Consider the following 17,561-nt stretch of genomic DNA (forward strand, 5'->3'; position numbering starts at 1 on the left):
TAAAAAAGTATGTCATTAGTAGGAAAAAAAGCCCCACTATTTAGCGCACCAGCAGTTATCAATGGAGAAGAAATCGTAGATGGCTTTTCATTGGAGCAGTACATCGGTAAGCAAGAAGTGATTTTCTATTTCTATCCAAAAGATTTCACTTTTGTATGTCCTACAGAAATCTTGGCTTTCCAGGAGAAATTGGCTGAGTTTGAGAAAAGAGGCGTAGCCGTAGTAGGTGCTTCTTGCGACACGGAAGAAACCCACCTTGCATGGTTGGCTACTCCTAAAGCCAACGGTGGTATTGAAGGGGTGACTTATCCTTTGGTAGCTGATCCAGCAAAAACCATTGCCCACAACTTTGGCGTTTTGGCCGGTGAGTGGAATTACAATGAAGAGGGAGAGCTTGCTTACGAAGGTGCTCCTGTAGCATTCAGAGGATCTTTCTTGATCGACAAAGAAGGTGTGGTAAGACACGAAACCATCAACGACCTTCCTTTAGGTAGAAACATTGACGAGATGATCAGATTGGTGGATGCTCTTCAGCACGTAGAAAAGCATGGAGAGGTTTGTCCTGCAAACTGGGAAGAAGGTAAAGAAGCTATGAAAGCTACCAAAGAAGGTGTGTCTGAATATCTTTCTAAAAACTGATTATTGCACCTGCAATAAATAATGAAAGCCTCGGTGGGTACACCGGGGCTTTTTGCATTTTTATGGATTAATTCTTTATGTCGAGGTGGTTTCTATGCTTATTACTATTTTTGACGCATGAAGCTGTTTTATGACTTTTCAGTGTGGGCAATGTCCGGAGCATTACAACTGGCCAAAGGGGGGGGGTCCAAGCTTGCCCGAATGGTGAGGGGGAGGGAAAATGTTTTTGTTGAATTGGAAGCCTTTAGAAGTGAGTTTTTAACTGATCTTGCCTGGTTTCATGTGGCCTCTTTGGGAGAGTACGAACAGGCCAAGCCGGTAATCAGGGTTTTTAAAGAAGCTTTTCCTGATAAATTGGTGCTTGTGACCTTTTTCAGCCCCAGTGGCTATGAAAATGTTATTAGGAAGCCCCAGCCCCATGTGGATTATATTACCTATCTGCCATTTGATACCAAGGCCAATGCACAGCGCTTTTTGGATGTGGTAAAGCCTGCCATTTCTTTTTTTGTGAAATATGATTTGTGGGCCAATTATATTTTTGAGGCCAAAAAGCGGGGTATTCCCTTGGTTCTTTTTTCTGCTTCCATGAGAAGTGATCAGGTCTATTTTCGTGCATATGGAGAATTTTTCAGGAAAATTTTAAAGAGTTTTGATCATATTTTCTCCCAGAACCAAGAAACTTGGGAATTGCTTCGGGGCATAGGGGTGCAAAATGTCAGCGTCGCCGGAGATACGCGGTATGATAATGTCAGGCAGATCAGCTTGCAGCCCAAAGTGTTTCCAGAGATGGAGACATTTGTAGCGGGCAAGCAGGTTATGGTGGTGGGGAGTGCATGGGAGGAGGACATGGCTTTGATCGTTCCGTTTATCAATAAAAACCCTCAATACAAGTATATCGTCGCTCCGCATGATATCAATGTGGCTCAAATTTCGGCTTGGCAGGCTGAAATCAAGCAAAAATCCATTAAGTATTCTGAACTGTCACATGAGCAAGGGGGAAATATAGAGGTACTGTTTATTGACAATATTGGAATGCTTTCCTCTTTGTACCAATTTGCAAAAATAGCTTATGTGGGCGGGGCTTTTGGAAAGGGGCTGCATAATATTCTGGAGCCCTTGGCCTTTCATATTCCAGTAGTTTTTGGGAAGGTCAAAAAGAAGAGTAAATTCCCCGAGGCTGGTATCAGCCAGCAATACGGTTGTGGTTTTGAAGCCGTCGATGCGGCCACTTTTGAGGAAATAGTTTTAGATTTGGAAAAGGAGTCGTCTTACGAAAGGGCGGTTCACGCAGCCGGAAAGCTAGTGGGGGATAACCTGGGCAGCGCAGAGAAAATCATGAAGGGAGTACAAAATATTATCCAATGGACATAAAAGGAAGAGTCGTGAAATCGACCGGCAGCTGGTACATGGTGGAGGCAGGAGGGCGATTGGTAAAGGCTCGGCTGCGTGGTAAGTTTAAGCAGGACGACCATAAGTTGACCAACCCGATTGCGGTGGGGGATTATGTGATGTTGACAGAGGAGGCCAACCAGGATACCGCCATTATAGCCAGTATATTACCCAGGGAAAATTACATCATCAGGAAGTCCACCCGGAAGAATAATTTCTCCCATATTTTGGCCTCCAATATCGACCAGGCTTTTTTGGTGGTTACTTTGAAGCAGCCCAGGACTTCTTTGGGCTTTATTGATCGTTTTATAGTCAGTACGGAGAGTTTTAGAATACCTACCACTATTGTAGTCAATAAGATGGATTTGGTCAAGAAAGAAAAGGACCAAGAATTTCTCCAGGACATCCATGAGATTTATGAGCCGCTCGGGTATCCCGTGATTGAGATTTCGGCACTTAATGACCAGGGCTTGGAAGCGGATTTTAAAAATAGGCTTAAGGGAAAAACGACCCTGCTTTCGGGCCATTCTGGCGTAGGCAAGTCTACCATGTTGAACAAGTTGATTCCTAGCGCAGGCCAGTCCACTAAGGAAGTTTCTAGTTTTACCTCAAAAGGGGTGCACACGACCACTTTCGCTGAAATGTTTCCGGTAGAGGATGGGGGCTTTCTAATCGATACACCGGGAATCAAAGAGTTTGGGATTCTGGATATCGATGAGCATGAACTGTCCCATTATTTTGTGGAGATGAGAAACTACCTTGGGCAGTGCAAATACAATAATTGCAAGCACCTCAATGAGCCGGGATGTAAGGTGTTGGAGGTGCTGGAAGAGGGGTATATCCATCCCTATCGGTACGATAGTTATGTAAAGATACTCTACGAAGAGGATACACACCGCTAAGGGATTCGGAAACGGGGCGTTTTTTTGCGAGGCATAAGCGTTGGCCCAAGGTGTATTTATCGTGGGCAAATCTTTGAATCTATCGGCTTTTGGGCTAATTTTCCTTTTTAAAAACAGTTTGATCAATCCATTATGAGTGAAATCAAGACTTTGGTGCTGAATCATAAGCAGATCCAGCAAAAGATCACCAGAATAGCTTTTGAAATCTATGAACGAAATGCGGGGGAAGAGGAGTTGGTTTTTGCTGGGATCTCCGGTATGGGATATGTATTTGCCGGTCTGTTGGCCGAAAAGGTGAGGGAGATATCGTCTCTTAGGATAGAAGAACTTCAGATATCCCTGGATAAATTTACCAAAACCCAACCTCAGGTGAAGTTGTCCAAGGAGGTTGATTTTATGGGGAAATGCCTGATCATCGTAGATGATGTGCTCAACTCCGGAAGGACCTTGACCTATGCCATAGATCCCTTTTTGAAATACGAAGTTAAGAAAATTGAAGTAGCCGTTTTGGTCAATAGGAGCCACAAGCTTTTTCCTGTGTCCGCTGACTATACTGGCTATGAACTGGCTACTACTCTGAGTGAAAATATAGTGGTAGACCTCAACGAAAGTGATTCGACTGTCCATCTTCAATAATCCCAAACACCATGTCTGTTCATCAATCTTCCAATATCAAAAGAATCACTACGCACGTACTCCAGGAAATGAAAACCCGGGGCGAGAAAATCTCCATGCTGACCGCTTACGATTTTTCCATGGCCGGAATTCTGGATGCAGCAGGCTTGGATATCATCTTGGTAGGGGACTCAGCTTCCAATGTTATGGCGGGACATGAGACTACCTTGCCCATCACCTTGGATCAGATGATCTATCATGCCTCTTCCGTGGTGAGAGGGGTGAAGCGGGCATTGGTTGTCGTGGATATTCCCTTTGGGTCCTATCAGGGCAACTCCTCCGAAGCCTTAAGGTCCTCCATTAGGATAATGAAGGAATCGGGAGCCCATGCGGTAAAGGTGGAAGGGGGAGCGGAGATCAAAGAGTCCGTGATCAGGATTCTCAGCGCCGGTGTACCCGTCATGGGACATTTGGGCTTGACCCCACAGTCCATCTATAAATTTGGAACCTACACGGTCAGGGCCAAAGAGGATGAGGAGGCTGCAAAGCTTATTGAAGACGCCCGGATCCTGGAAGAATGCGGTTGTTTTGCTATTGTTTTGGAAAAGATTCCCGCAAAACTGGCCAAGAAAGTGGCTGAAACGGTGTCCATCCCGGTAATAGGTATCGGAGCAGGGCCTCATGTGGATGGCCAAGTGCTGGTGGTCCATGATATGCTGGGAATTACCCAGGAGTTTAAGCCAAGGTTTTTAAGGCAATATGCCGATTTGAGAGGGATAATGACAGAAGCCGTGGAGGGCTATATCAAGGACGTCAAGTCCAAGGACTTCCCCAATGAAAAGGAGAGTTATTGATTCCCCGTACGGGTAGGTAGCTTCCCTGAAAATTAGGTTAATGGTTGAATCGGTTAACCTGTTAACTGAACTTATAAACAACATTTAAGCTTCATTTCTGGGTGGAATGAATTCTACTTAAAACTGAATATCACACTGTGATAGGTTAGATGAATGACAAAGTTGGTAAGCTGTAAGTTTTTGCTCCCTTTGCTTCTATAGATCAGATAGGTGTTTGCAAAGAACAGGATCAGGCCGCCCAAGTGAAAATAGTGAAACCCCTGTTCCTTCTTGAAGAACTCGATGATGATCAGGGCTATTTGTGGGATCAGCATAAAGCCTATTGTCAGTGAGGCCGTTTTGCTCAGTCCGTCTTCCCAGCCTTTAATAGAAAATATCAAAAACATAACAATGGCCAGAATGAGGAATAGGAGGAAGGGGATTTTAAACGTCATCAGGCTGAAAACTGATGAGGCAAACTGTGTAAGCCAGATCAAACCTGTCAAGTAAAGGGCCAGTAAAGGTCTGTTTTTATCTATCGCTAGCTTCATGGCAACTCCATTAAAAGTTAATTAGTAATACATGCATCCGTACTTTTGCAAGTAACCAAATCTTATAAGATTCTTATTGTTTTTCTGTTCTTTTCCATTGATGAAAAGAACCAAAAATCTAGGCCATGGAGCCTTCTTCAAATCGAGTAAATTTGTTTTCGATTACAATCAGTTTATCTCAATTTGATTTTGTGCCATTTGCTATAGGCTAAAAATGAGTGGATCTCGCTCGTCCACTTCGCGAGCTAACTCATTTTATTAACGCCTCCAGCAACTGTCCCAAAACCGAACGCTCCAAAGGCCTTCAGAAGGATTTCTTTTAAGTAGTTTGTTCAACTAATTCTACGTGCAAAGTCCCGGATAGTCAGAATTATTTAATTGTTTTAAAAATCCACATCAAACTATGCTCTTTTCAATTTAATGGATTGGGTCGGGTAATTGATGGGCGATAGATTTTTTTTATCAGATGAAATCAGGGTGAAATCTGAAAATAATCAATCCTTTCCCAATAATTTTTTGAATTTGCACAGTGTAGTGGGTTTTTGATGAAAAATTGTTAATTTTGATCGTTTTTATTATCGAAAATATAATAATTGTTTGAAAGCGCGATATTTTGCGTATTTTAGCGGCAAATTTGAGTGCGTAGGCATTTATCAACAATCATTAAATCGAAGTAATACACAAAGTGCAGCAATGGCTGTGGACTGTTGTGTCCAAATTGTAACAAAATGACCACTACAAAAACACCTAAGATTCTTTATACGCTGACCGACGAGGCGCCGGCTCTGGCAACTTATTCTTTGCTGCCGATTATCAAATCATTTACCGATTCGGCTGGGGTAGCAGTGGAAACAAGAGATATCTCTTTGTCCGGTAGAATTATTGCGAATTTCCCTGAGTATTTGAAGGAAGAACAGCGTATAGGGGATGCCCTTGCGGAGTTGGGGGAGATTGCCAAAACCCCAGAGGCCAACATCGTGAAATTACCGAATATCAGTGCTTCTATTCCCCAATTAAAAGCAGCGATTAAGGAATTACAGGGAAAAGGCTATGCTTTGCCTGATTATCCTGATGAGCCTAAGTCCGAGGAAGAAAAGAGCGTAAAGGCAAAATATGACAAAATAAAGGGCAGTGCTGTGAATCCTGTTTTGAGAGAGGGTAATTCTGACAGAAGAGCTCCTCAAGCAGTGAAGCAGTTTGCCAAAAATAATCCTCATAGCATGGGGGCTTGGAGTGCTGATTCCAAGTCTCATGTGGCCAGTATGACTGAAGGTGATTTTTACGGCAGCGAGCAGTCTTTAACTATGGCTGCAGCAGGGACGGTGAAAATTCAGTTGGAAGGTAAAGATGGTGAGGTGACTGTCCTGAAAGAAGGACTGAAGCTTCAAGAAGGAGAAGTGATTGATTCGGCTGTGATGAGCGCCAAGAAACTGGAGGCCTTTTTGGCAGAGCAGAAGGAAGAGGCTAAGCAGCAGGGAGTATTGTTTTCCTTGCACATGAAAGCTACCATGATGAAGGTTTCTGACCCTATCATCTTCGGTCACGCTGTGAAGGTTTTCTTCGCTCCTGTTTTCGAGAAACATGCCGCAACTATCAAAGAGCTTGGCGTAGATGTCAACAATGGTTTTGGTGACCTTATCAGTGCATTGGATAAGCTGCCTGCCGATAAGCGTAATGAAATCGAGGCTGACATCGAAGCGTGTTATGCTGAGAGTCCTGATCTGGCCATGGTAAATTCCCACAAAGGAATTACCAATCTTCACGTGCCCAGTGATGTGATCATTGACGCATCCATGCCTGCCATGATCCGTTCTTCAGGCCAGATGTGGAATAAGAATGACAAACTTCAGGATACCAAGGCGGTTATTCCAGACCGTTCTTATGCCGGTGTATATCAGGAAACCATTGACTTCTGTAAGAAGCATGGTGCCTTTGATCCAACTACTATGGGGAGTGTTCCTAATGTAGGTCTGATGGCCCAAAAGGCGGAAGAATACGGTTCTCATGACAAGACTTTTGAGATTGCCTCTGAAGGAAAGGTAAAAGTACTCAATGCAGCAGGGGAAACGTTGATGGAGCATGCGGTAGAAAAAGGAGACATTTTCAGAATGTGCCAGACCAAAGACGCTCCTATTCAGGATTGGGTGAAGTTGGCCGTAAACCGTTCCAGAGCCAGCAATACTCCAGCGGTCTTCTGGTTGGATAAGAACAGGGCCCATGATGCGCAGTTGATTGAAAAAGTAAATAAATACTTGCCTCAACATGATACAGCTGGATTGGATATCCGAATCCTAGCACCTGTGGAGGCTACACGCTTCTCTTTGGAGAGGATCAAAGAAGGAAAAGATACTATTTCTGTAACAGGAAACGTATTGAGGGACTATTTGACAGACCTTTTCCCGATTTTGGAATTAGGAACTTCAGCCAAAATGCTTTCAATCGTTCCATTGATGAACGGAGGGGGCTTGTTTGAAACCGGTGCCGGTGGATCAGCTCCAAAGCACGTTCAGCAGTTTGTGGAAGAAGGACACTTAAGGTGGGATTCACTGGGCGAGTTCTTGGCCCTAGCGGTATCTTTGGAACATTTGGGCAATACCTTCAACAATGAAAGGGCCATCGTTCTAGGGAAAACCTTGGACGAGGCAACCGGCAAGTTTCTGGAAAATGGCAAATCGCCTTCCCGTAAGGTAAATGAGCTGGACAACCGTGGAAGCCATTTTTATCTCGCCATGTACTGGGCTGAGGCACTTGCAGCACAGGATAAGGATGCTGCATTGAAGGAGATATTCTCCAAAGTAGCTAAGGCAATGGAAGAGAATGAAGAGAAGGTCGTGGCGGAGCTGAATGGAGCTCAGGGAAGTGCCGTGGATATCGGAGGTTACTTTAAGCCGGAAGAAGAGAAGACTTCTAAAGCCATGAGGCCTAGCCAAACGTTGAATGAGATTTTAGAGATGGTAGTAGCCAATGTCTAAAAGATAATAACATACTTGATAAGAAAAGGGTTGTCCGAACAGGGCAATCCTTTTTTTTTGGATAATACCTAAATTGATACTGTTTAGATAAGCAGATTGAATGAAATAAGACTGCAGCCCCTTCTGTGTCACGAGACTATTGGGCTAAAAACTTCCTGGATATTGGTTTGATTTGGCTAGTACTAAAAGATGTAGTTTCTAAAGTCATGGTTTGGGCTTCGTCCGAGCTGCTGTCTCATTCTGGTATGATCAAAAAAAGCCGGGGAGTTCCCGGCTTTAGTGTTTATGAAATTGCTCCTTGATCCGAATCCGGATTAAAGTTTTTTGATCATGATGTTTTTGAACCAAACATTGTTACCATGGTCTTGAAGGGCTATTTTTCCCTTCTGATATTGACCAAATTCTTTCATGTCTCTGAACTTGCTGCCTGCGATCAGTTCTTTCCAAGAATCATCCCACAAAGAGGTGGAAACGGTGGTGACCCCATTCAGCTTAAAGGTCAGCTGGCCGTCATTGACGATGATTTCTGAAGTGTTCCATTCTCCCACAGGATTGGATGCTTCCTCCGAAGATTCGATCAGGTCATAAAGGTCTCCTGTTCTGTGCTTAGTGATTTTTCCGTCAGGGTGGCCTTCGTTGTCCAGTAGCTGGTATTCTGGTCCTGTATTCCAAGGATACCTGAATTCATCCATTTCTTGAACCAAGAACATGATGCCACTATTTCCGTTTTTGGAGATTTTCCAGTCAAGCTTAAGGTGGAAGTCTTCAAATATCTCTTCGGTGACAATGTCTCCGCCGCCATTTACTTGCCAGTCTTCTTTATTAGAGGCGTCAAGGTAAAGTATTCCGTCCTCTACTTTCCAAGCTGGGCCTACTGTTTCTTTGTTGTAATTGGCCCATCCGTCAAGGTTTTCACCATTGAATAAACTGATCCACTCCTCTTCTTGGTTTGCAGTGGTTTCCACACTCATCTGAGTATCAACAGAGGTGTTTTCTTCTGCGCTTTTTTCTGTGGAGGAACCACAGGAAGCGGCCATGAGGCTCAATACTGATAGGGATAAAATTGTTTTTTTCATACGGTTTATTTCGTTTGCACGAAAAGGAGATCATTGCTGATCCCCTTTAGTGAATAAGGTTATTTTTTTAACATTAAGACGTACTTAACCATCTTTTTGGCATCTTCCTGAGAAAGGCCTGGATGGGCTGGCATTGGAACTTCACCCCAAACACCGGAATTTCCTTCAACGACGTGCTTGGCAAGTGTTTCGATGTTTTCTTCAGTACTTTCATATTTTTCAGCCACATCTTTATAAGCTGGTCCTACGATTTTCCTTTCTACCATGTGGCAGCTTGGACAGTCTGATTCTTTCACTAGCGCAAGGCCGTTGACATAGTCAGGATTGTCTTTGTACATTTCATCGAAGCTCATTTCCTTGGCAGGCGTAGCTGGTGCGGGAGTCGCGGTTTCTTCTGTTTTGGTGTCTGACCCTCCGCCACATGCGTAGGCGAATCCTGCAAGTGCGATGACACTTGCGCCTGTGATTTTACTTAAGTTCATTGGTTTTATAGGTTTGAGTTGCTTTAATTAAATTCCTAATACCTTTTTGTTTAGCTGCTCATCGGTACCTGCCGATGCAAAATCATCAAAAGTCTTTTCGGTCACTCTGATGATTTTTTCGCTGATGAATTTTGCACCTTCTTTGGCTCCTGCTTCGGGATGCTTGATCGCACATTCCCATTCCAGAACGGCCCATCCATCAAAGTCATATTGTGACAATTTGCTGAAGATGGCATTGAAGTCCACCTGGCCGTCTCCCAACGAACGGAACCTTCCGGCTCTGTTGATCCAGCTTTGGTAGCCGCCGTATACACCTTGCTTCCCTGTCGGGTTAAATTCTGCGTCTTTTACATGGAACATTTTGATTCTGTCATGATAAAAGTCAATAAACTGTACATAGTCCAGGCACTGAAGCAAGAAGTGGCTTGGATCGTATAGTATATTGGCCCTAGGGTGATGGTTTACTTTTTCCAAGAACATTTCGAAAGTAACCCCGTCGTGCAGATCTTCTCCCGGATGCAATTCATAGCATAAATCTACACCATTTTTGTCAAATTCATCCAAAATAGGCAACCATCTCTTGGCCAGTTCTTCAAAGCCCGCTTCTACTAAGCCTGCGGGACGCTGAGGCCAGGGGTAAACGGTGTGCCACATTAAAGCACCGCTAAAGGTAGCATGGGCGGTAAGTCCCAGGTTTTTGGAGGCCTTGGCGGCGTACATCAGTTGCTGAGTGGCCCATGCACTTTTGCCTTTAAGGTCACCTTTCAGGTTTTCTGGGGCGAAAGCATCAAACAGCTCGTTGTAGGCAGGGTTGACAGCTACCAGCTGGCCTTGCAGGTGGGTGCTCAGTTCTGAAATTTCCAGGCCGGCATTTTCTACCGTATTTTTTATTTCTTTGGCATAGTCCAAGTCCTCGGCTGCCTTTTGAAGATCGATAAACCGGCTGTCCCAAGAAGGGATTTGTATCGCTTTATAACCAATGCTTTTGGCCCATTCGCTTATGCTTTTTAGGCTGTTGAAAGGTGCTTTATCATCTGCAAACTGTGCTATAAATAAGGCAGGGCCTTTGATGGTTTTCATATTATAGGGTATTTTAAGTTGTTGAATTAATCGTTTTAGCAAATGGTTTGGTTGCAAATTACGTTCTTTTCATAGAACCAGTCCAATTTGGCGGGCTTTTTCTTCAGGTCAAAGCTCAAACTTCGTCCACTTTTGGTCGGACTTCCCGCTTTTGACCACATGTTCGATAAAGGCCATGCCCCTTACACCATCTTCCGTGCCTGGAAAATCCAGCCATTCTTTTTCTGGTGCTTTGCCTTCCATTTTGGCCTGAAGTGTTCGGGCAAAATTCCTGTAGTGGTTGGCAAAGGCTTCCAGGTAACCCTCCGGATGTCCGGCGGGAGTCCGCGAATTTGCCAGGGCATAACTGGAAAGATAGGCATTGTTTTCTCCTGCCCGGTAGATTTGGTCGGGTTGATCAGGGTGTCTTAGAATCAGGCTGTTGGCATCTTCTTGTTGCCATTCCAGGCCCGCTTTATCTCCATAAACCCTTATTTTTAAGTTGTTTTCGGCCCCTGTGGCAATTTGTGATGCCATCAAAACTCCAGATGCGCCATTGTCAAATTTTAATAAGACGATCCCGTCATCATCCAAGACCCTTCCTGGCAAGGTGGTGTTGAGGTCCGCGCAAAGTTTGTCGAGTTTGAGGCCACTGACATATTCAGCCAGGTTCAGCGCATGGGTGCCGATATCCCCCATGCAGCCTGCTACACCGCTCCTCTTAGGGTCGGTTCTCCATCCCGCCTGTTTGTTTTCGTCCTCGGAAAAGGCTTTCCAAAGCCATCCCTGTGGATATTCCACATATATTTTTCGGATATTTCCCAAAGTACCATTGGCGATGAGTTGCCGCGCTTCTTTGATCATGGGGTATCCGGTATAGGTATGGGTAAGGCAGAAAAGCAAACCGGATTTGGAGATGACCTGATTGAGTTCCTTCGCTTCTTCATAGGTTAAGGTCATCGGTTTGTCCAATACCACGTGAAAGCCGTTTTGAAGGGCCTTTAGGGTGGGGTCAAAATGAACGTGGTTAGGGGTGACGATGCTCACAAAGTCTATTCTCTCATCGTCGGGAAGTTGCTTTTCCTTTTCAAACATTTCTTCATAGGATTGGTAAATCCTCTTGTTGTCGAGAAAAAGTTCTGCACCTGCTTTTTTTGATTTTTCAGGGTTACTACTGAATGAGCCTGCTACCAGTTCGATTTGTCCGTCCATATTGGCGGCGATCCTATGGACAGCTCCGATAAAGGAGCCAGGCCCGCCTCCGACCATGCCCATTCGAAGTTTACGGTGGTTCATAATTTATACTATAGTTTTTATGGGTTTGAAATTCATTTTCAATTTTAACTACTTTTTCATGGTTTTGCAGGGGTGCCTAAGGAGTAGGTTTGTTATGCTCTGATTGATGACAAAGTGCAATATAGTAATATGAGTGGCAAAGAGTATATTTAAACCGAATCACTGAACAGTTTGCCTATGAATCAGAAAGACTAAAATTAAACCAAAAACACTAATTTTTAAATTTTTATTTAAGTAGTTTGGTTTTTTCTTTTTAAGTTGGCCGTCAAAAACTAAATAAAAACCTATTAAAAAACCTATGAGTTTCAACACAAAATTCAAGTTGTCCTTTATGATGTTCCTCGAATTTTTTATTTGGGGAGGATGGTTCGTTACCTTGGGGCTATTTCTTGGGAATAATCTGGGGACAACAGGCGCACAAGATGCGGCAGTATTTTCAACACAATCATTAGGGGCCATTATTGCTCCGTTTATTATCGGTCTGATAGCAGACAAGTATTTCAATGCAGAACGGATTTTGGGTGTGCTCCATTTAATTGGAGCTGTGCTGATGTTCCAGATGTTCAATGCGGAGGATTATGCCTCATTTTATCCTTATGTTTTTGCCTATATGGTGGCGTATATGCCTACTTTGGCACTAGTGAATTCCGTTTCCTTTAACCAGATGAGCAATCCGGAAAAGGAATTTGGCGTGATCCGCGTTTGGGGGACCATAGGCTGGATTGTGGCCGGCTTGGTGATCAGTTTGGTATTTGCCTGGGATTCGGCTGAAAATGCGGCCGCGGGAATGCTGAAGTATACCTTCCTGATGACCTGTATCGCTTCCTTTGTATTGGGGATATTCAGCTTTATGTTGCCTAAGACTCCTCCAAAGATTGCCAAAGGTGAGAAAAAGTCCATTTCAGAGATTCTTGGGCTGGACGCTTTTGCCTTGTTAAAGGATAAAAACTATTTGGTTTTCTTCTTGTCGTCTGTGCTTATCTGTATTCCTTTGGCATTTTACTATCAAAATGCCAGTAAATTTTTCGGGGAAATAGGAATGACCAACCTTACCAGTAAAATGGCCTTAGGTCAAGGTAGTGAGGTCTTGTTTATGTTGTTGCTTCCGGTTTTCTTTGGGAAGTTTGGGGTGAAGAAGACCCTTTTGGTAGGCATGTTTGCCTGGGTGGTGCGCTACGCACTCTTTGCCTTTGGAAATGTCAATGAACTTTCGTTCATGCTATTGACCGGTATTGCCCTTCATGGTATTTGTTATGATTTCTTCTTTGTCTCTGGACAAATCTATACGGACTCCAAAGCAGGGGAGCGGTTTAAGAGCGCAGCTCAGGGGATGATCACCCTGGCCACCTACGGTGTAGGGATGTTGATTGGCTTCTGGGTAGCAGGTTGGGCCTACGATACCTATGAAATGAGTGATAAGGTGCACAACTGGCAGACCATTTGGTTGATCCCATCTGGCATTGCGGTGCTGGTGGCAGTGATCTTTGCCTTTTCATTTAAAAAAGAAAAGAAGCCTGCGGCAGTGGCGGCATAAAATGATTCTCCATGTCAGAAAGAAGATCCGTAATAAAGAAAATGTTGGTAGGTTCCGCTGCAATCAGCGGTCTGCCTTACCTTAATATACAAGCAAACAATAACCACAAAATGTTGAAAGGAAATATAAACCATTCGGTATGCCGATGGACTTATGGCCATTTGTCCTTGGATGAATTATGCGTGCTGATCAAAGATATCGGGTTCAGCGCCATAGATTTGTTAGGGCCTAAAGACTGGCCGGTTGCCCAAAGGCACGGGGTATATAGTTCTATGTGTAATGGTGCCGAGATCAGCCTAGAGGAAGGGTTTAATCATACAGAGTACCATGATACCCTGATTAAGAATTATACTGAAATGATTCCTTTAGTAGCTAAAAATGGTTATAAAAACCTGATTTGTTTTAGTGGGAACAGAAACGGTATGGACGATGAGACGGGCCTTCAAAATAGCGTTAAAGGCCTGCAGCAACTTCTTCCTATTGCAGAGAAACATGGAGTGACTTTGGTGATGGAGCTCTTGAACAGTAAAATCGATCATCCGGATTATATGTGTGATAAGAGCGTATGGGGCGTGGAGCTTTGCAAGCGTCTGGACAGCGATCATTTTAAGCTTCTCTACGATATTTATCATATGCAGATAGACGAGGGGGATGTGATCAGGACCATAGGGGAAAACCATCAGTACTATGGACATTATCACACTGCCGGCAATCCGGGCAGGAATGAAATAGACGAAACCCAAGAACTTAATTATCCCGCAATCATCAAGGCCATTGCAAAAACAGGCTTCAAGGGATACATCGCCCAGGAATTTATACCCAAGGCAAAGGACAAGGCAGCATCGCTGAGAGAAGCTATTGCCCTTTGTGATATTTAAACTTAAAATAACCTAATTTAAACCTATAGATGAATATGGCAAATCAAGAGTACGATGCTATTGTTGTCGGATCAGGGATCAGTGGCGGATGGGCCGCAAAAGAACTGACCGAGAAAGGACTGAAGGTTTTGTTGCTCGAAAGAGGGCAGAACGTCGAACATGTCAAGGATTACAAGAATGCCACCAAGGCTCCTTGGGAAATCCCCCACAGGGGAAGAAGGACTATTGAGATGATTGAAAACCATCCCAATCTAAAGCGGGATTATGTGCTTAATGAACTCAACCTGGATTGGTGGGCGCATGAGGATGAATCTCCTTATGTGGAGGAAAAGCCGTTTACCTGGTTCCGAGGATATCAAGTGGGCGGAAGATCCCTTCTTTGGGGCAGACAAAGCTATAGATGGTCTGACCTGGATTTTGAGGGGAATGCCAAAGAAGGAATTGCGGTGGATTGGCCGATTCGGTACAAGGACATCGCCCCGTGGTATGATTATGTGGAGAAGTTTGCCGGAATAGCAGGTAACAATGATGGACTTGATGTCTTGCCTGACGGACAATTTATGCCTGCTTTTGCCATGAACTGTGTGGAAAAGGATGTGAAGGAAAGAATTGAAAAGAGCTTTGGAGGTACGCGTCATTTTATCCATGCACGGGTAGCCAATATTACCCAGCCTCTTCCTGGCCGTCCTGGCTGCCAGGCGCGGAACAAGTGTTGGTTGGGCTGTCCTTTTGGAGGATATTTCAGTACCCAGTCATCTACCCTGCCAGCAGCCATGGCTACAGGTAACCTTACCTTGCGTCCTTGGTCCATCGCCAACAGGGTCATTTACGATAAGGATACGAAGAAGGCTACAGGGGTGGAGGTATTGGATGCAGAGACCATGGAAACCATAGAGTACAAGTCCAAGATCGTATTCTTGTGTGCTTCAGCCTTTAATTCTACCCAGATTTTGATGCGCTCCGCCACAGATATATGGCCGGAAGGTTTAGGAAGCAGTTCCGGTGAGCTAGGCCATAATGTGATGGACCACCACTTTAGGCTGGGGGCCAGCGCGAAGGTGGAAGGTTATGAGGATAAGTATTATTTTGGAAGAAGGCCGGGAGGAATTTATATCCCTAGGTTCCGAAATGTAGGAGATGATAAAAGGGATTACCTCAGAGGCTTTGGTTACCAAGGCGGTGCAAGTAGAAGCGGTTGGAGCCGTGGTGTAGGTGAAATCAATATTGGTGGACCGCTTAAGGAGGCATTGACCGAGCCAGGACCGTGGAGTATAGGGATGACGGCTTTTGGTGAGATATTGCCTTATCATGAAAACACCATCAAACTGAGCAAGGATGTCAAGGATAAGTGGGGAATGTACGCTTTGGTTATGAACGCAGAGATCAAGGATAACGAGATCAAGATGCGTAAGGATATGATGAATGATGCGGCAGAAATGTTAGAAGCTGCAGGTTTGAAAAATGTCCACACCTACGACTCAGGGTATACTTTCGGTCAGGGGATTCACGAAATGGGCACCGCCAGAATGGGCAGGGATCCGAAGACTTCTGTGCTGAATGGTAACAACCAGGTATGGGATGCCAAGAATGTGTTTGTGACTGATGGGGCGGCCATGACTTCCGCTTCAGCTGTAAACCCTTCTCTGACTTATATGGCACTGACGGCAAGAGCAGTAAACTTCGCTGTCGAAGAACTTAAAAAAGGAAACCTTTAACCCAAAAAGACACATATTATGGCAATGAACAGAAGAGATGCGTTAAAAAGTGTCGTGCTCATGATGGGAGGAACCATGGTGGGTGCCAATGTGATCCTGACAGGATGTGCTCCGGAAAAGCAAATTGAAGGATTGGATTTCAGTCCGGAGGAAATAGCCTTCCTTGATGAAATAGGGGATACTATCATCCCTACCACCGATACCCCAGGTGCCAAAGCAACCGGAATTGGGGCATTTATGGCGATGATGGTAAAGGATACTTATCACGAAGAGCAACAAAACGAATTTATCGACGGACTCAACGCCTTAAAGAAAGGCTTCAAGGAGGAAGTAGGTAAGGACTTTATGAAGGCCAGTCAAGAGCAAAGAACGGATTATTTGAATAAGCTTAATGCCACAGCTAAAGAGGAGAACGGACCCAAATACTTCAATATGCTGAAGGACCTGACCGTGTTAGGCTATTTTACTTCCGAAATCGGTGCTACCCAAGCCTTGAAATACGTAGAAACTCCCGGGAAATGGGAGCCCTGCATAGACTATAAAAAAGGGGATAAGGCATACGCCATCTAAGCCTCTTATAAACGGGACAGTGATTGATTTGCTGTTCCGTTTTTTAGAAAAACCTTAATTGTAAACATTGAAATGAAAGAAAGAAGAAAGTTTTTAAAGTTAGGTGCAGCATTTACTGCAGGTTCTTTTTTGCCCTTGCAGTTTTGTTCCTCCCCTAAAAAGGAAACAGAGGTAGTTGAAGATGCCGTTGCTGAATTAGCAAAAGAAAAATTGTCTCAGTTTGGGATACAGTTGTATTCTGTAAAAGGAGATATGGCCAATGATGCCCAAGAGGCCATCAAGAAAATAGCCAGTTATGGTTACAGCCAGATAGAAGGGTTTGATGGCGGAAAGGGGATTTTCTGGGGAATGAAAAATACCGAATTTAAAGCCTTTACAGAAGACCTTGGTCTTGATTTCGTGGCTTCTCATGCGAATGTTTTTGATAATACAGAAAAGTTGGCAGCAGAAGCAGGAGAGATTGGCGTGGAATACCTTATCTGTCCCTACATTGGAGGGCAGAGTTCCGTTGACGAGTGGAAAAAGGTAGCGGAAAGATTTAACCAAGTAGGGAAAATCTGTAAGGATAATGGGCTACGTTTTGCTTATCATAATCACGGGTATACTTTTGAGGAAATAGAGGGACAAATGCCACAGGATATTTTGATGGCGGAGACGGATCCAGAACTGGTGGATTTTGAATTGGATATTTATTGGGCAGTTACTGCCGGGGCAGATCCAGAGGCCTATTTTGAAAAATACAAAAACCGCTTTAGGTTATGTCATGTGAAAGATAGAGAGAAAGGGGCTTCGCAGGGCGAATCTGATGCTTCTACGGTTTTAGGTACCGGAAGTATTGATTATTCCAAAGTGCTGCGTACAGCCATGGATAACGGCATGAAGTACTATGTCGTGGAGCAGGAGAAGTTCGAAGGAGTCAGCCCGATGGAGGCAGCTGAGAAAAATGCGGCCTACCTGAAAGGACTAGAGATATAAGCTTAATCCAAAGTGGAAATAGAAAGCAGGTCCCCAGATGGCCTGCTTTTTGTTTCTCTGAATATACGTAAAGAC

The 17,561-nt window shown here is 44.2% G+C and carries 16 protein-coding genes; 11 read left to right on the forward strand and 5 right to left on the reverse strand.

Going from position 1 to position 17,561, the window contains the following annotated elements; all coding sequences use genetic code 11:
• Window positions 1-9 precede the first annotated feature (9 nt).
• The 5 genes from ACYVAA_RS05930 (at window position 10) to panB (ending at window position 4,399) form a co-directional block, all read left to right on the forward strand.
• Complete coding sequence (locus ACYVAA_RS05930; RefSeq protein ID WP_460539478.1) at window positions 10-639, forward strand: peroxiredoxin; 630 nt, start codon at window positions 10-12, stop codon at window positions 637-639.
• Window positions 640-756: 117 nt separating this feature from the next.
• Entirely contained in the window at window positions 757-2,010 is a 1,254-nt protein-coding gene (locus ACYVAA_RS05935; RefSeq protein ID WP_460539480.1) for a 3-deoxy-D-manno-octulosonic acid transferase, read from the forward strand.
• The gene (gene rsgA / locus ACYVAA_RS05940; RefSeq protein WP_460539544.1) at window positions 2,007-2,930 is read left to right on the forward strand and encodes a ribosome small subunit-dependent GTPase A; all 924 of its coding nucleotides are present in this window, start codon (window positions 2,007-2,009) and stop codon (window positions 2,928-2,930) included. Before ACYVAA_RS05935 ends, rsgA begins: the two co-directional genes overlap by 4 nt.
• Before the next feature lie 132 nt (window positions 2,931-3,062).
• A complete protein-coding gene (locus tag ACYVAA_RS05945; RefSeq protein WP_460539482.1) occupies window positions 3,063-3,566 on the forward strand; it encodes a phosphoribosyltransferase family protein in 504 nt (167 codons plus the stop codon).
• A gap of 11 nt (window positions 3,567-3,577) precedes the next feature.
• The gene (gene panB, locus ACYVAA_RS05950) at window positions 3,578-4,399 is read left to right on the forward strand and encodes a 3-methyl-2-oxobutanoate hydroxymethyltransferase (protein ID WP_460539484.1); all 822 of its coding nucleotides are present in this window, start codon (window positions 3,578-3,580) and stop codon (window positions 4,397-4,399) included.
• Between the two features lie 113 nt (window positions 4,400-4,512).
• Here the strand turns inward: panB and ACYVAA_RS05955 are convergent, their stop codons facing one another.
• Window positions 4,513-4,929 (reverse strand): hypothetical protein, encoded by a 417-nt coding sequence (locus ACYVAA_RS05955; RefSeq protein WP_460539486.1) that lies wholly within the window; start codon window positions 4,927-4,929, stop codon window positions 4,513-4,515.
• A gap of 728 nt (window positions 4,930-5,657) precedes the next feature.
• On the opposite strand from ACYVAA_RS05955, the gene ACYVAA_RS05960 reads away from it, so the two are divergent.
• Window positions 5,658-7,901 (forward strand): NADP-dependent isocitrate dehydrogenase, encoded by a 2,244-nt coding sequence (locus ACYVAA_RS05960; protein WP_460539488.1) that lies wholly within the window; start codon window positions 5,658-5,660, stop codon window positions 7,899-7,901.
• Between the two features lie 314 nt (window positions 7,902-8,215).
• Here ACYVAA_RS05960 and ACYVAA_RS05965 read toward each other — a convergent pair whose 3' ends face one another.
• The 4 genes from ACYVAA_RS05965 to ACYVAA_RS05980 form a co-directional block, all read right to left on the reverse strand.
• Complete coding sequence (locus tag ACYVAA_RS05965) at window positions 8,216-8,977, reverse strand: 3-keto-disaccharide hydrolase (RefSeq protein ID WP_460539490.1); 762 nt, start codon at window positions 8,975-8,977, stop codon at window positions 8,216-8,218.
• Between the two features lie 59 nt (window positions 8,978-9,036).
• A complete protein-coding gene (locus ACYVAA_RS05970; RefSeq protein WP_460539492.1) occupies window positions 9,037-9,459 on the reverse strand; it encodes a c-type cytochrome in 423 nt (140 codons plus the stop codon).
• Window positions 9,460-9,486: 27 nt separating this feature from the next.
• Window positions 9,487-10,539 (reverse strand): sugar phosphate isomerase/epimerase family protein, encoded by a 1,053-nt coding sequence (locus ACYVAA_RS05975; RefSeq protein ID WP_460539494.1) that lies wholly within the window; start codon window positions 10,537-10,539, stop codon window positions 9,487-9,489.
• 108 nt (window positions 10,540-10,647) lie between these two features.
• Window positions 10,648-11,814, reverse strand: a complete 1,167-nt coding sequence (locus tag ACYVAA_RS05980) for a Gfo/Idh/MocA family protein (RefSeq protein WP_460539496.1) — start codon at window positions 11,812-11,814, stop codon at window positions 10,648-10,650.
• Window positions 11,815-12,112: 298 nt separating this feature from the next.
• On the opposite strand from ACYVAA_RS05980, the gene ACYVAA_RS05985 reads away from it, so the two are divergent.
• From ACYVAA_RS05985 to ACYVAA_RS06005, 5 genes are all read left to right on the forward strand, one after another.
• Entirely contained in the window at window positions 12,113-13,348 is a 1,236-nt protein-coding gene (locus ACYVAA_RS05985; RefSeq protein WP_460539498.1) for a nucleoside permease, read from the forward strand.
• 11 nt (window positions 13,349-13,359) lie between these two features.
• A complete protein-coding gene (locus tag ACYVAA_RS05990; protein ID WP_460539500.1) occupies window positions 13,360-14,226 on the forward strand; it encodes a hydroxypyruvate isomerase family protein in 867 nt (288 codons plus the stop codon).
• A 35-nt stretch (window positions 14,227-14,261) separates the two neighbouring features.
• Window positions 14,262-15,941: a GMC oxidoreductase gene (locus tag ACYVAA_RS05995; protein ID WP_460539502.1), complete on the forward strand. Its 1,680-nt coding sequence runs from the start codon at window positions 14,262-14,264 to the stop codon at window positions 15,939-15,941.
• A gap of 18 nt (window positions 15,942-15,959) precedes the next feature.
• Window positions 15,960-16,511 (forward strand): gluconate 2-dehydrogenase subunit 3 family protein, encoded by a 552-nt coding sequence (locus tag ACYVAA_RS06000; protein WP_460539504.1) that lies wholly within the window; start codon window positions 15,960-15,962, stop codon window positions 16,509-16,511.
• A gap of 72 nt (window positions 16,512-16,583) precedes the next feature.
• A complete protein-coding gene (locus ACYVAA_RS06005) occupies window positions 16,584-17,486 on the forward strand; it encodes a sugar phosphate isomerase/epimerase family protein (RefSeq protein ID WP_460539506.1) in 903 nt (300 codons plus the stop codon).
• The last annotated feature ends 75 nt before the right edge of the window (window positions 17,487-17,561 follow it).

Source organism: Echinicola sediminis (assembly GCF_054777495.1).

What these genes read in the sequence shown, in the direction of transcription:
- ACYVAA_RS05930 (WP_460539478.1), top strand. Translation starts at nt 10, where the DNA reads ATGTCATTAGTAGGAAAAAAAGCCCCACTATTTAGCGCACCAGCAGTT.
- ACYVAA_RS05935 (WP_460539480.1), top strand. Translation starts at nt 757, where the DNA reads ATGAAGCTGTTTTATGACTTTTCAGTGTGGGCAATGTCCGGAGCATTA.
- ACYVAA_RS05945 (WP_460539482.1), top strand. Translation starts at nt 3,063, where the DNA reads ATGAGTGAAATCAAGACTTTGGTGCTGAATCATAAGCAGATCCAGCAA.
- panB (WP_460539484.1), top strand. Translation starts at nt 3,578, where the DNA reads ATGTCTGTTCATCAATCTTCCAATATCAAAAGAATCACTACGCACGTA.
- ACYVAA_RS05955 (WP_460539486.1), bottom strand. Translation starts at nt 4,929, where the DNA reads ATGAAGCTAGCGATAGATAAAAACAGACCTTTACTGGCCCTTTACTTG.
- ACYVAA_RS05960 (WP_460539488.1), top strand. Translation starts at nt 5,658, where the DNA reads ATGACCACTACAAAAACACCTAAGATTCTTTATACGCTGACCGACGAG.
- ACYVAA_RS05965 (WP_460539490.1), bottom strand. Translation starts at nt 8,977, where the DNA reads ATGAAAAAAACAATTTTATCCCTATCAGTATTGAGCCTCATGGCCGCT.
- ACYVAA_RS05970 (WP_460539492.1), bottom strand. Translation starts at nt 9,459, where the DNA reads ATGAACTTAAGTAAAATCACAGGCGCAAGTGTCATCGCACTTGCAGGA.
- ACYVAA_RS05975 (WP_460539494.1), bottom strand. Translation starts at nt 10,539, where the DNA reads ATGAAAACCATCAAAGGCCCTGCCTTATTTATAGCACAGTTTGCAGAT.
- ACYVAA_RS05980 (WP_460539496.1), bottom strand. Translation starts at nt 11,814, where the DNA reads ATGAACCACCGTAAACTTCGAATGGGCATGGTCGGAGGCGGGCCTGGC.
- ACYVAA_RS05985 (WP_460539498.1), top strand. Translation starts at nt 12,113, where the DNA reads ATGAGTTTCAACACAAAATTCAAGTTGTCCTTTATGATGTTCCTCGAA.
- ACYVAA_RS05990 (WP_460539500.1), top strand. Translation starts at nt 13,360, where the DNA reads ATGTCAGAAAGAAGATCCGTAATAAAGAAAATGTTGGTAGGTTCCGCT.
- ACYVAA_RS05995 (WP_460539502.1), top strand. Translation starts at nt 14,262, where the DNA reads ATGGCAAATCAAGAGTACGATGCTATTGTTGTCGGATCAGGGATCAGT.
- ACYVAA_RS06000 (WP_460539504.1), top strand. Translation starts at nt 15,960, where the DNA reads ATGGCAATGAACAGAAGAGATGCGTTAAAAAGTGTCGTGCTCATGATG.
- ACYVAA_RS06005 (WP_460539506.1), top strand. Translation starts at nt 16,584, where the DNA reads ATGAAAGAAAGAAGAAAGTTTTTAAAGTTAGGTGCAGCATTTACTGCA.